The organism is Amycolatopsis sp. NPDC004368 (assembly GCF_053602515.1).
Genome location: NZ_JBSGDT010000002.1, coordinates 305,706 through 318,112, shown reverse-complemented (window position 1 = coordinate 318,112; position 12,407 = coordinate 305,706). Strand labels below are relative to the sequence as shown.

Genomic DNA, 12,407 nt, shown 5'->3' with positions numbered 1-12,407 from the left:
TTAGCGTTCGGGGGTATGACGAGCGTGTTGTGGTTCCGGCGGGACCTGCGGCTCGGCGACCACGCGGCCCTGCTGGCCGCCGCCGAGGCCGGGGGCCCGGTGCTGGCTTTGTACGTGCTCGACGACAAGCTGCTCGCACCCTCGGGGGCGCCTCGGCGGGCGTTCTTGTTCGACAGCCTTCGTGCGCTGGACGAAGCGCTGGGTGGCCGGTTGATGGTGGTGCACGGCGACCCCGTGCGGGAAGTCCTGCGGGTGGCCCGGTCCGTCGAGGCGACGGCCGTGCACGTGAGTGCCGACACCGGGCCGTACGGCCGCCAGCGTGACGACGAGGTCGCGAAATCCTTGGCGCGCCACGACATCGACTTCGTGGCCACCGGATCTCCGTACGCGGTGCAGCCCGGCCGGGTGACCAAACCGGACGGTGAGCCGTACCGGGTGTTCACGCCGTTCCGGCGCGCGTGGGCGGAACACGGCTGGCGGCGTCCGGCCGACACCGGGGCGTCCGTTGTGGACTGGGTGAAGCCGGGGAAGTCCGCGAAGATCCCGAAATCGCCTGCCCTGGGCGAAACCGTGTTGCCCAATGTCGGTGAGGCCGCCGCGCTGGAGCGGTGGCACGACTTCCTCGAGTCGGGCTTGTCCCGCTACGCCACCGACCGCGACCGACCCGACCGCCCCGGCACCACGCGGATGTCGGTGTACTTGCACTGGGGCGCCATCCACCCGCGCACGATGCTCGCGGACCTGGCCGGTCGCTCCGGCGACGGCGTGAAGGCCCTGCGCTCGGAACTGTGCTGGCGCGAGTTCCACGCCGACGTGCTGTGGCACCGCCCGGAAGCCGCGCGCAAGAACTACGACCGCCGCTTCGACAAGATGAAGCACGACCAGGACTCCGACGCGTTCGACGCCTGGTGCGCCGGCCGCACCGGCTACCCGATCGTGGACGCCGGGATGCGCCAGCTGCTCGCCGAAGGCTGGATGCACAATCGGATTCGCATGGTGGTGGCGAGCTTCCTCGTGAAGGACCTGCACCTGCCCTGGTGGTGGGGCGCCCGGCACTTCATGCGCCACCTCGTCGACGGCGATCTCGCGTCCAACCAGCTCAACTGGCAGTGGGTCGCCGGCAGCGGCACGGACGCGGCGCCGTACTTCCGCATCTTCAACCCGACCACCCAGGGCGAGAAGTTCGACCCGAACGGCGACTACGTGCGGCGCTACGTGCCGGAGCTGCGTGGGGTGGCGGGGAAGGCGGTGCACAAGCTCAAGGACCGGCCCGCCGGCTACGCCGCACCCCTGATCGACCACGCCGAAGAGCGGCAGGTGGCGCTGGAGCGGTTCGGGGCGATCAAAGGGTCCTGAGTGGACGGCCCGGACCCCCAGCCCGGGCCGTTTCCCTCAGAGCCCGCCGATGGCGAGCGCCAGCTTCTGCACGATTTCCGGCTGGCCGGTGAAGCTCTTGTCGGTGGTGTTGATCGAGTACACGGCGCGGCGCTGCAGGTCGCGAGTGGCCCAGATGCCGTTGGTGTAGCCGTATCGGCTGCCGGTCTTGCCCCACACGGTGACGCCGTTGACGGTCGACGTCATCAGGCCCTGGCTGTAGATCGCGGGGTCGTCGGAGCCGAAGATCTTCACCTGCGGCACGGTGAACATGCGGCCCAGCACCGATTTCGGCACCAGTCGCCCCTGGAAGAGGGCGACCAGGAACTTGTCGAGGTCGGCGGTGGTCGAGATCATCTCGCCCGCGGCCCACGGGATCGACTGGTTCATGCGGGTCAGGTCCACGAGCCGGCCGTTCACGAGCTGGTAGCCGTGGGCGTAGGGCGCGGGCAGGTTCGGGTCGTTGCCGGGCACCGACGTGTCGCGCAGGCCGAGCGGGCGCAGGATCCGGTCGCGCACCTCGCTGCCGTACGAGTGGTGGGTGAGCTTCTCGATCAGCAGGCCGGCCACGAGGTAGTTGGTGTTCGTGTACTGCTGGCTCTTGCCGGGGTCGAACACCAGGTCGTGCCGGAACGCCGTGGCCAGCACCTGCTGCGGCGTGAAGGACGTGTACCGATGATCGACGATCCACTGTGGATCCTCGGGCAGGTCCACGCCGGGCAGACCGCTGGTGTGGTCGAGCAACTGCGCCACGGTGATCCGCGGGTATTTCGCGGGCAGCAGACCGGGCAGGTACCGCTGCACCGGCGCGTCCAGGTCCACGCGATGCTCGGCGGCGAGCTGCAGCACGACCACGGCGGTGAACGTCTTGGTGATGCTGCCGATGCGGAAGTGCGCGTCCGCCGGGACGGGCGCCCCGGTGGCCAGGTCGGCTGTCCCGGAGACGCCGCTCCACGCACCGGCCGAGCCGCGGACCTGCACGAGCGCCCCGGTGGCCTGGTCGTTGGGCAGCCCGGCGATGGCGCCCGCCAGCGACGCCGGGTTCATGGGCGGCAATGTCGAACGCACGGCTGCGGCCGGCGCTGCGAGCGCGGCCGGGGTGACGACAGCGGTCAACAGCAGTGCGGCGCTCGCGGCCGCGGCGATGCGGATCAGCGGGTTTCTTTTCATGGCAGTGAGTCTTTCGACTGGAGGACGACCTGCCATCGGGGAGAATCCCTCGGCCTGCTACCTAGGGGTCAGTGGTGCGGGGTGTCGTTGAGGCTGGGCGATGTGCGTCGGCGACAGCAGCGGGTCAGAGGCGCAGGGCGTCTCGGAGCTTCACGCGGCTGCCGACCAACAGCACGCCGTTGCGGTAGATCCGCGCGCCGACCCACGTGACCAGAGCGATCAACCCAATCGTCAACACCAGCGACACCGCGATTTCCCACGGCCCGGCCGACCCCGTGGCAATCCGGGCCGGCATCAGCACCGGCGACAGCAGTGGGATGAGCGAAAGAACCTTCGTCGCCGCGCCGTCGGGGGACTGGGTGAGCAGGTTGATGCCCGCGACGAAGCCGATGACCAGCGCGACGTTCACCGGCGCCACCACGGTCTGCGTGTCTTCCTGGCGTGACACCAAAGACCCAGCTGCGCCGTAGATCATGGCGTAGAGCAGGAAGCCGAGCAGGTACCAGACCACGCCCGACACCACCGCGCCGAAAGCGATGCCCGAGATCGACCCCAGCACCCCCGTGCCCAGCGCCGCGAGCAGCCCGACGACGGCGAGGATCGCGAGCTGTGCCAGCCCCACCAGCCCGAGCCCGATCACCTTGCCCAGCAACAGGTGCCACGGCCGCACGGCCGCCAGCAGGATCTCCACGACCCGGCTCGACTTCTCCTCCACCACGCCCTGCGCGACGACCATCCCGTAGGTGATGATGCTCAGGTACAGCACCACCGCCACGGCCACGCCGACCACCAGCTTCTGCCCCGCCCGCGGGTCGCGCTTCTCCAGTGGCAGCACCTCGACGTGGGCGGCGGACACGGCCTGGTGCACGTCGGCCGGGTCGAGGTGCACGGCCGAGAGCTGCGCGTCGAGCACCTGCTTCTGCACGATGCCGTCGAGGGCTTCCTGCAATTTCGGGTCCACAGTGGACTTCACCGTGACCCGCAGACGGGAGGCGCTGCCGGACACGAGGGCGTCGACGTCACCGCTGCGCACCCGCGCGAGCCCGTCCTGCTCGGACGGCGCGGTGACCACCTCGATCGTCTCCCCACCGGCCTTTCCGGCGAGCTGCAGCTGCTGCGCGATGCCCTGGGCCTGGCCGGTGAGCGCGACCTTCGTCGTGGTGACCGAGCTCAGCAGGAACGCCTGCAGCGCCACGTACCCGATGAGCAGCAGCAACAACACAGCTGTGCTGACCACGAACGCCCGGGTGCGCAACCGGGCGTTCACCTCGCGCTTGGCCACGAGCCGGACGGCGCGCGCGGCGCTGATGCGGCTCACGGCGGCCCGCCCTGGGCGACGGCGTCGCGGAAGAGCTCGGCCAGCGTTCGCCGCTGCCGGCTGAACTCCGTGACCGGGCCGGTGGCCAGGGCGGCGGCGAGCACGGCCTGGTCGTCGGCGCCCGCGGCGAGTTCGAACACCGTCGTGGCCCCGGAAGCCTCGACCACGTGCGCGCCGAGCACGGTTGCGGCCCAACCGGGCTGCGCGGCGGGCGCGGTGACCACGAGGCGGCTGCTCGCGCCGCGCGTGAGGTCCTCGACCGTGCCGACGGCGACCATGCGCCCGTCGCGGATGATGCCGACGCGGTCGCACAGGCGCTCGACGAGGTCGAGCTGGTGGCTGGAGAACACGACGGGCACGCCGGCGGCCGCTTTCCGGCGCAGCACCTCGCTCATCACGTCGACGGCGATCGGGTCGAGGCCGGAGAACGGTTCGTCGAGCACCAGCACTTCGGGGTCGTGCACGAGCGCGGCGGCGAGCTGCACCCGCTGCTGGTTGCCGAGGCTGAGCTTCTGCACCTCGTGCTTGCGCCGCTCGCCGAGCCCGAGGCGCGCGAGCCACAGCTCGGCGGCGCGGTGTGCGTCGTTGGTGCTCAGGCCGTGGAGCTCGGCGAGGTAGACGAGCTGGTCGAGCACCTTCATCTTCGGGTACAGGCCGCGTTCCTCGGGCATGTAACCAATACGCGTGCGGGTTTCGTGCGTGACCGGCTCGCCCGCGAAGCGCACCTCGCCGGAATCGGCGGCGAGCACGCCGAGCGCGATGCGCATGGTGGTGGTCTTGCCGGCGCCGTTGCTGCCCACGAACCCGAACAGCTCACCCGGCCGCACGTCGAACGTCACGCCGTCGAGGGCGAGCTTGCGGCCGTAGCGCTTGGAGATCGCGTCGATCTCGAGTGCTCCGCCGGTCACAGCCGCCCTCCTCTCCGAACACCCGTGTGGACGGTGCCGTGGCCAACTCTAGCGAACGGCGCGCGTTCTCTCCCGGCGTTCAGGACAGCCCGGCCAGCGCCTTCTCCACGAGCTCGGCCACGCGGGCGCGCGCGGCCTCGGCCTCCACGGGCACCAACGACAGGCGGGTGCGGCGTTCGAGGACGTCCTCGACGTTCAGCGCGCCCTCGTGGCGCACGGCCCACACGACCTCGGCGGCGGTGATCTGCGTGCCGTCGAACAGCGGCGCGGCGAAGGCCCGGTCGACCTCACCGAGCGCGGCGACCCGCGGGGCTTCCGTGCCGTATTTGGCGACGAGCCGCGCGGGAGCGTCCACAAGGGACAGCCGGGCTCGCGGCGCGGCGCCCAGCAACGGCAGCCGGGTCGTGCGGGACGGGCCGGCGTGCAGCCCCGCGTGCACCAAGGCGGCGTCGATCGCGTCCTCGGCCATGCGGCGGTAGGTGGTGAGCTTGCCGCCGACCACGGTGAGCACACCGTCGGCGCCCGTCACCACGGCGTGCTTGCGCGAGAGATCGGCGCTGCGGCCACCGTCTCCCGCGATGAGCGGGCGCAGGCCGGCGTAGGAGCCGATCACGTCGGCGCGCGTGAGCGGCCGGGCCAGCACCGACGAAGCGACGGACAGCAGGAAGTCCACATCGGACTCGGGAACCGAAGGGACAGCGGGGAGTTCACCCTCGATCGGCTCGTCGGTGAGACCCAGGTAGACGCGGCCGTCGAGCTGCGGAAGCAGGAAGACGAACCGGTTGCTTTCGCCGGGTACGGCGACGTTGACCGAGGTCGCGCCCACCGCGGCGGCGCCGGGCGCGAGGACCAGGTGCGAACCGCGGGAAGGCCGCAGCCGCACGGCGTCGGTGAGCGTGCCCGCCCACACGCCGGCCGCGTTGATGACCTGGCGCGCGTGCAGGTCGTACTCCGTGGCGCCTTCGCGCACCCGCACGCCGGTGCCCGACAAGGACACGGCTTCGAGACGGGTGAGGATGCGGGCGCCGAGTATCGCGGCGGTGCGGGCGAGGTTCACGACCAGGCGGGCGTCGTCGACGAGCGCGCCGTCGTAGGCGAGCAGGGCGCCGCGAAGGCCGGCCGGGGCCAGGCCGGGGGCGAGCGCCACCGCCTCGGCGACCGGGATCTGCCGGGGCCGGGGCAGCACCGACGACGGCGTGCGCGCGGCCCGGCGCAGCGCGTCACCCGCGCGCAGGCCGGTGGCGATCACGGCCTGCTGCGCCCGAGAAGTGCTGGGGTACAAGGGAAACAGCTGCGGCATCGCGCGCGTGAGGTGCGGGGCCGTGCGGGTCATCAGGATGCCGCGCTCGACCGCGCTCTCGTGGGCGAGGCCGAAATCGCCCTTCGCGAGGTAGCGCAGGCCGCCGTGCACGAGCTTGCTCGACCAGCGGGACGTGCCGAACGCCAGGTCGTGCGCCTCCACCAGCGCGACCGACAGCCCGCGCGCCGCGGCGTCGAGTGCGATGCCCGCGCCGGTGACACCACCGCCGACCACCACCACGTCCACCCGCTCGCCGCCGGTCAGCCGGTCCAGCTCACGCTCACGGCGGCGTGCGTTGAGGGAACCGGTGCTCATGGCTTCAACGCGGCGTCGACGAGGTAGCGGAACTCCTCCAGCAACGCCTGCTCGTCGACGTCGGCCGTGGCCGGGCGCAGCGAGAACGCGAACGACTGCACGACCAGCAGGATCGAGCGCGCCTGTGCGGTGACCTCGGCCTGGCGCACGGAACCGTCGCGGTGTCCGGCCTCGAGCAGCTGGCGCAGCACCTGCTCCGCGAAGATCTGAGTAGCCCCGAGCCGCTCGACGATGTAGGGCAGCACCAGCTCGGGATCGACGTCGAGCAGCGTGCGGAACAGCGGATCGGCGGCCAGCGCGCGCACGCCGGCCGCGGCGATGAGCACGAGGCGCTCGCGGGTGTTCTCCGCGTCGTCGCCCGCGTGGCTGGCCTGCTGGAGCAAGCCGCTGAACTCGCGGGTCATCAGCGCGGCGAGCACACTGCGTACGTCGGGGAACCGGCGGTACACGGTCATGCGGCTGACCCGCGCGGTGCGCGCGATCTCGGCCAGCGTCGTGCGCCGGACACCGACCGCGAGCACGCACTCGCGCGCGGCGTCGAGCAGCACGTCGTCGGCAACGCGCGCCGAGGTCTGACGGCTGCGGGCACCTGCGAGGGCTGAGGGAGTCTCTCCCGGTGGGGAGTGACGTTTGACGTCCATATGTCACACTGTAGTCGTGAGTGATCTCATAAACCACCGCATCCGGCAGTCGTGGACCGGCGACGGTGCTGGTGCCGCCTCGCTGCCCGATCGGGCGGTCCGGTGGCTCGGCCAGCGTATCGGCCCGGTGGGTGCTGATCGAGGGCGTTCTCGGGATTCCGTCCCGAACCTGACCGGTTCGGCTCTTGACGATCAGGCTCGCGACGACCTCGCGGCCGTCGTCGGCGCCGAGAACGTGCTGGTCGACGCCGGTGAACGGCTTGCGCGCGCGGGCGGTCTGTCCTATCTGGACCTGCTGCACCGCCGGCTGGGTGACGACGTGCCGGCGCCCGACGCGGTGGTGCTGCCGGCGACACCCGAGCAGGTGCAGGCCGTGCTCGACGTCTGCGTGCGCCACGACGTGGGTGTCGTCCCGTTCGGCGGCGGCACGTCGGTGGTCGGCGGCGTCGCGGCCCTGCGTGGCGACAAATCGACCGTGATCGCGCTCGACCTGGTGCGCCTCGACTCGCTGGTATCGGTGGACGAGCGGTCGCACATCGCGGTGCTGCAGGCCGGCGTGCGCGGGCCCGAGGTCGAGCGGCTGCTCGGTGAACACGGGTTCACGCTCGGCCACGTGCCGCAGTCGTTCGAGCGCGCCACCATCGGCGGCTTCGCGGCCACGCGCTCGGCCGGCCAGGCGTCGTCCGGTTACGGCCGCTTCGAGGACATGGTGGCCGGCGTGCGGCTGGCCACCCCGGCCGGGGAGTGGCGCCTGGGCGTCGCGCCCGCTTCGGCGGCCGGGCCGGACCTGCGGCAGCTGGCGGTGGGCAGCGAGGGTGCGCTGGGGGTGATCACGGAGGTCGCCCTGCGGGTGCGGCCGGTGCCCGTCGACCGACGCTACGAAGGCTGGATCGTCGACGGCTGGGCCGCGGGCGCCGCCGCCATGCGCGCCCTCGCCCAGAACCACGCGACGGCCGACGTCACGCGACTGTCCGATGTGGACGAGACGGCGGTGTCGTTCGCGCTGAACGCGGGCTTGAAAACTTCGGCGTTGCGCGCGTACCTGTCCGCGCGCGGGGTGAAACAGCCGTGCCTGCTGATCGTCGGCTGGGAGCGAGACGTGCGCTCTCGGCAGCGCCGCACCACCCGGTTCCTGCGGCGCTCGGGTGCGCTGCGGATCGGCGCGGCCCTCGGTGAGTCGTGGCGGCACGGGCGGTTCTCGGGCCCGCGCCAGCGTGATGCGCTGATGGACCTGGGCGTCTGTGTGGAAACCCTGGAGACCGCCGCGTACTGGTCCCACCTCGACGACCTGCACGACGCCGTACGGGCGGCGCTGGTCGCATCGCTGGGCCGCGCGATCGTGATGTGCCACGTTTCGCACGTGTACGAGACGGGTGCGTCCCTGTATTTCACCGTGCTGGCCTCGCGCTGGGAGGACGACCCGGTGGGCCAGTGGCAGCGCGCGAAGCACGCGGCGTCGGAGGCCGTCGTCGGGCTGGGGACGATCACGCACCACCACGCGGTGGGCGTGGACCACGCCGGATTCCTGGAGGCGGAGATCGGCGCGGTGGGGGTTTCGGTGCTGCGGGCGGCGAAGTCGGCGGTGGATCCGACGGGGATTCTGAACCCCGGAAAGCTGCTGGCCTGAGCTGTCTCGACCAGCCGCGCAGCGCACCGCCGGCTTTGGACCCAGCCCGCGCGTGGTCTCGCTGAACCGCGTGGGTCCACGCATCGTGGTATGGCCACGTGCGCATGTTCCGTGATTAGCTGCCCCCGCAAGCCGTGGGTGCAGGAAAGGGTGAACGCATGCCGTACGAGGTCCAGGGAGTCGTGTCCCGCGTGAAGGGCGAGCCGGTGGCGCTCGAGACCGTGGTGGTGCCCGACCCGGGTCCGGGCGAGGCGGTCGTGTCGGTGCAGGCCTGCGGCGTCTGCCACACCGACCTGCACTACCGCCAGGGCGGGATCAACGACGAGTTCCCCTTCCTGCTCGGCCACGAGGCCGCCGGTCGGGTCGACAAGGTCGGCGAGGGCGTCACGGACATCGCGCCCGGTGACTACGTGATCCTCAACTGGCGCGCGGTCTGCGGCACGTGCCGGGCGTGCAAGCGCGGCAAGCCGTGGTACTGCTTCTCCACGTTCAACGCCGCGCAGCCCATGACGCTCACCGACGGCACCAAGCTGTCGCCGGCGCTGGGCATCGGCGCGTTCCTCGAGAAGACACTTGTCCACAGTGGACAGTGCACGAAGGTCGACGAGCGGGCCGAACCCGCCGTCGCCGGGCTGCTCGGCTGCGGTGTGATGGCGGGCCTCGGCGCGGCCATCAACACCGGCGGCGTCACGCGCGGTGACTCCGTGGCCGTGATCGGCTGCGGCGGCGTCGGCGACGCGGCCATCGCGGGCGCGCACCTCGCCGGCGCGACCACGATCATCGCCATCGACACCGACGACCGGAAGCTCGAGTGGGCCAAGGGGTTCGGCGCCACGCACACCGTGAACAGCAAGGGCCTCAGCGAGGACGCCGTGGTGGCCGCGATGCAGGACGCCACGCACTCCTTCGGTCCCGATGTCGTGATCGACGCCGTCGGCCGGCCCGAGACGTGGAAGCAGGCCTTCTACGGCCGCGACCTCGCCGGCACCGTCGTGCTGGTCGGCGTGCCGACGCCGGACATGAAGCTCAACGACCTGCCCCTCATCGACTTCTTCGGCCGCGGCGGCTCGCTGAAGTCCTCCTGGTACGGCGACTGCCTGCCCTCACGCGACTTCCCGATGCTCGTGGACCTGTACTTGCAGGGCCGCCTGCCGCTCGACAAGTTCGTCACCGAGCGCATCGGCGTGGGCGACGTGGAGCAGGCCTTCGAGCGCATGCACCACGGCGACGTGCTGCGCAGCGTGGTCGAGTTCTGAGGCTCTTCACCGACGCCGATCACCCGGCCGCGCCCTATCCCGGCGCGCGGCCGGGCACGTCGTTCGTCCACCTCGACGGCGCCGGGTACCCGCTGTCGGAAGCACCCGCGGGCTGGCGTGACCGGCTGCCGGTGCTCGCGTACGGGTCGAACGCGTGCCCCTCGAAGATCACCTGGTTGCGGTCGGCCTTGGGCCTCACCGGCCCCGTCGTCGCGGCCCGCGTGCGGTGCGTCGGTCTCGCGGCGGTGTGGGCTTCGGGGCTGCGCAAGGTCGACGACCAACGCCCGGCGACGTTGACCGCGGCGGCTGGAGCCGAATACCACTTCCTGTGGTTCGTGACGCCTGAGCAGCGCGCGGTGCTGGACGTCTGCGAGGGCCGGGGTACGCGCTACCACTTGGCGCGCCTGGACTCCGGAGTGGTCGAGCTGGACGGCACCGTCGTCGAGGGCGTCCACGCGTACGTCGGCGCTTCCGCCGTCCGCTACCCGCTGCTCGTCGACGGGCGGCCCGTACGGGTCGCCGACGTGCCCCAGGCCGAAGCGGCTCTGTTGCTGGGCACGCCGGCGTCCGGTCACGGCTTGGACTGCGCGGTGGTGGAACCGGAGCAGATCTTCAGCTGAGTCACGCGGGCGTGACGACGTACACCACACCGCCCGGACCGCCGGCCACACTGCCGTCCGCCGTGTAGCGCTTCGTGCGCTGCCAGATCTTCTCGAACTGCGCGCGCTTGTACACGTTGCGCACGCGGGCGTCGGTGCTCGACGCGGGGTCGTTCACGATCACGTCCCCGGCCTGCGTGAAGCCGACGACCACCATGATGTGGCCCGCCGTGCCGTACCCCGCGCCGTCGAGCTCGCTGGAGAGGAACGACTGCGAGGTGATCACGGGGATGCCGCGCGCGATGTAGCCCTCGAGCTCGTTGAGGTCGTGCAGGCGCGTGATGTGGCCGCGCAGGCCGAGCGACGCCGCGTAGGCCGTGTTGAAGGGCCAGTTGCCGGTGCCGTCGTAGGCGTAGTCGTAGGTGTTGCGGGCCGCGTAGACCACGGACGGGTCGAGGTAGTCCGACGGGATCCAGCTCATGTCCGCGGCGGACGGCTTCTTGCCCCAGTACTCGGCGACCATCTCGGTGGACGTCGGGCTGCACCAGGCCTCACCGCCACCGCCGTACTGCGGGAACTGTCCTTTGTGGATGTTCTGGGCGTACGCCGGCACCTTCAGCTCGATGCCCCTGGCGCGGCCGGGCTTCGTGGGTGTCACGTCGAAGCGGTCGGGCACGTTCGAGGCCACGGCGCCGAGCGTGGACACCGTCGGCGTGACGCGCGTGCCGGCCTCGCGGTAGAGGCTCACGCGAAGTTGGTACGAACGCAGCGTGACCCCGGTCTTGGTCGCCAGCGTGTCGACGTCGACGGAGGCGTTGTCGTCGCTCTGCCCGTCGACGCTCGTGCGCTGGATGTCCGCGTCGCCGCTGGCCCAGCGCCCCATCACATACCAGGTCGTCTCGACCCCGGCCGAGGTGCGGCCCTTGGCCTCCACCTCCAGCCACGTCTTCGCCGGCGTCAACGCGTTCCACGACGCGATCAGCTGCGTGGCGTCGAAGCCCTGCCGGTACTGCGGCGACGTCCACGAGCCGTACTCGTAGGTCCGGGTGGTGCCCAGCCCCGGCTCGCTGTGCTCCACGGTGCCCGCCGGGCGCGTGATGCGCAGCCCGTCGCGGCCGAGCGAAAGCCCGTCGAGGTGGCCCGAAGAGAACGAGCCGCCGGACCACTCGTGGTAATTGATCGCCTCGTCGTGCGCCGCGTGCGCCGGCGCTGCGTCTGCGACCTGTGTCGCCCCTGCGGACACCATGGCGATGGACAATAGCGTGATCAAGCTCCGCACCCTCATACAAGCTCCGTCCCCGAGACCCCAGCGTCAGCCAGAGATTTTCTCCTGCCAGGGCGGGTTCGTAAAGGGCCGACCAGAGCAGAGCCCCGAATTCGCTGGCGGGCGGTCGTCGGAGACGGTGCTCTGCACATGGCTGTCCGTGTGAACAACCAAGTGCTCAGGTCGAGGTCACGTACTTGAACGCGAAGCCGTCCGGCTCCCCTGGGACACTTCGAGCACCGCCTGCGTCTGCGTCACCTTCGCGACCAGCTTCCCCTCGTCGTCGTGGATCTCCGTCTCCACCACGACCACCCGGCGCCCCGCGTGCAGCGGTCGGGACGACGCCACGGCGTACCCCGAACGCACCCCACGCAAGAAATTGGTCTTCGACTCCAGCGTCGTGGTCCCCGCAGCGCCGGGAGGCAGGTTGAGGAACGCGCACACCGCTCCTGTCGCGTCCGCCAGCGACATGAGCACCCCGCCGTGCAGGACGCCGCCGACGGTGCACAGGGTGGCGTCCCACGCGAGGCGGCTGCGGACGAGGTCCGGGGCGTGCGAGAGCCCCTCGATGCCCAGCCGCTCGGCGAACGGCATGGTCTGGAACAGCGACGAAGTCATGCCGGCAAGTCAACCGC

Annotated in this window: 11 protein-coding genes; 4 read left to right on the top strand and 7 right to left on the bottom strand. The window is 71.3% G+C overall.

All coding sequences use genetic code 11. The features are described 5' to 3' along the window. The first annotated feature begins 15 nt into the window (after nt 1–15). The gene (locus ACWEOE_RS05050) at nt 16–1,356 is read left to right on the top strand and encodes a cryptochrome/photolyase family protein (protein WP_452004112.1); all 1,341 of its coding nucleotides are present in this window, start codon (nt 16–18) and stop codon (nt 1,354–1,356) included. Between the two features lie 36 nt (nt 1,357–1,392). Here the strand turns inward: ACWEOE_RS05050 and ACWEOE_RS05045 are convergent, their stop codons facing one another. The 5 genes from ACWEOE_RS05045 to ACWEOE_RS05025 all read right to left on the bottom strand — a co-directional run bounded on the left by ACWEOE_RS05045 (nt 1,393) and on the right by ACWEOE_RS05025 (nt 7,026). Beyond that, complete coding sequence (locus tag ACWEOE_RS05045; RefSeq protein WP_452004109.1) at nt 1,393–2,544, bottom strand: serine hydrolase domain-containing protein; 1,152 nt, start codon at nt 2,542–2,544, stop codon at nt 1,393–1,395. A 124-nt stretch (nt 2,545–2,668) separates the two neighbouring features. After that, the gene (locus ACWEOE_RS05040) at nt 2,669–3,862 is read right to left on the bottom strand and encodes an ABC transporter permease (protein ID WP_452004107.1); all 1,194 of its coding nucleotides are present in this window, start codon (nt 3,860–3,862) and stop codon (nt 2,669–2,671) included. Then, complete coding sequence (locus ACWEOE_RS05035) at nt 3,859–4,770, bottom strand: ABC transporter ATP-binding protein (RefSeq protein WP_452004104.1); 912 nt, start codon at nt 4,768–4,770, stop codon at nt 3,859–3,861. The genes ACWEOE_RS05040 and ACWEOE_RS05035 overlap by 4 nt, the downstream gene beginning before the upstream one ends. Before the next feature lie 79 nt (nt 4,771–4,849). Continuing rightward, nucleotides 4,850–6,385: a glycerol-3-phosphate dehydrogenase/oxidase gene (locus ACWEOE_RS05030; protein WP_452004101.1), complete on the bottom strand. Its 1,536-nt coding sequence runs from the start codon at nt 6,383–6,385 to the stop codon at nt 4,850–4,852. After that, the gene (locus tag ACWEOE_RS05025) at nt 6,382–7,026 is read right to left on the bottom strand and encodes a TetR/AcrR family transcriptional regulator (protein ID WP_452004098.1); all 645 of its coding nucleotides are present in this window, start codon (nt 7,024–7,026) and stop codon (nt 6,382–6,384) included. The genes ACWEOE_RS05030 and ACWEOE_RS05025 overlap by 4 nt, the downstream gene beginning before the upstream one ends. Nucleotides 7,027–7,042: 16 nt before the next feature. Here ACWEOE_RS05025 and ACWEOE_RS05020 point away from each other — a divergent pair, with 16 nt between their 5' ends. From ACWEOE_RS05020 to ACWEOE_RS05010, 3 genes are all read left to right on the top strand, one after another. Next, nucleotides 7,043–8,653 carry an FAD-binding oxidoreductase gene (locus tag ACWEOE_RS05020; RefSeq protein ID WP_452004095.1) on the top strand — a complete coding sequence of 537 codons (1,611 nt, stop codon included), beginning with the start codon at nt 7,043–7,045 and terminating at the stop codon, nt 8,651–8,653. Between the two features lie 158 nt (nt 8,654–8,811). Beyond that, on the top strand, nt 8,812–9,909 hold the full coding sequence (locus ACWEOE_RS05015) for an S-(hydroxymethyl)mycothiol dehydrogenase (protein WP_452004092.1): 1,098 nt from the start codon (nt 8,812–8,814) through the stop codon (nt 9,907–9,909). Next, nucleotides 9,906–10,529, top strand: coding sequence for a gamma-glutamylcyclotransferase (locus ACWEOE_RS05010; protein ID WP_452004576.1), 624 nt, complete (start codon nt 9,906–9,908; stop codon nt 10,527–10,529). The genes ACWEOE_RS05015 and ACWEOE_RS05010 overlap by 4 nt, the downstream gene beginning before the upstream one ends. A 1-nt stretch (nt 10,530) precedes the next feature. Here ACWEOE_RS05010 and ACWEOE_RS05005 read toward each other — a convergent pair whose 3' ends face one another. Both ACWEOE_RS05005 and ACWEOE_RS05000 read right to left on the bottom strand, forming a co-directional pair. After that, nucleotides 10,531–11,793 (bottom strand): peptidase C39 family protein, encoded by a 1,263-nt coding sequence (locus ACWEOE_RS05005; protein ID WP_452004090.1) that lies wholly within the window; start codon nt 11,791–11,793, stop codon nt 10,531–10,533. A gap of 168 nt (nt 11,794–11,961) precedes the next feature. Beyond that, on the bottom strand, nt 11,962–12,390 hold the full coding sequence (locus ACWEOE_RS05000) for a PaaI family thioesterase (protein WP_452004087.1): 429 nt from the start codon (nt 12,388–12,390) through the stop codon (nt 11,962–11,964). Nucleotides 12,391–12,407 lie beyond the last annotated feature (17 nt).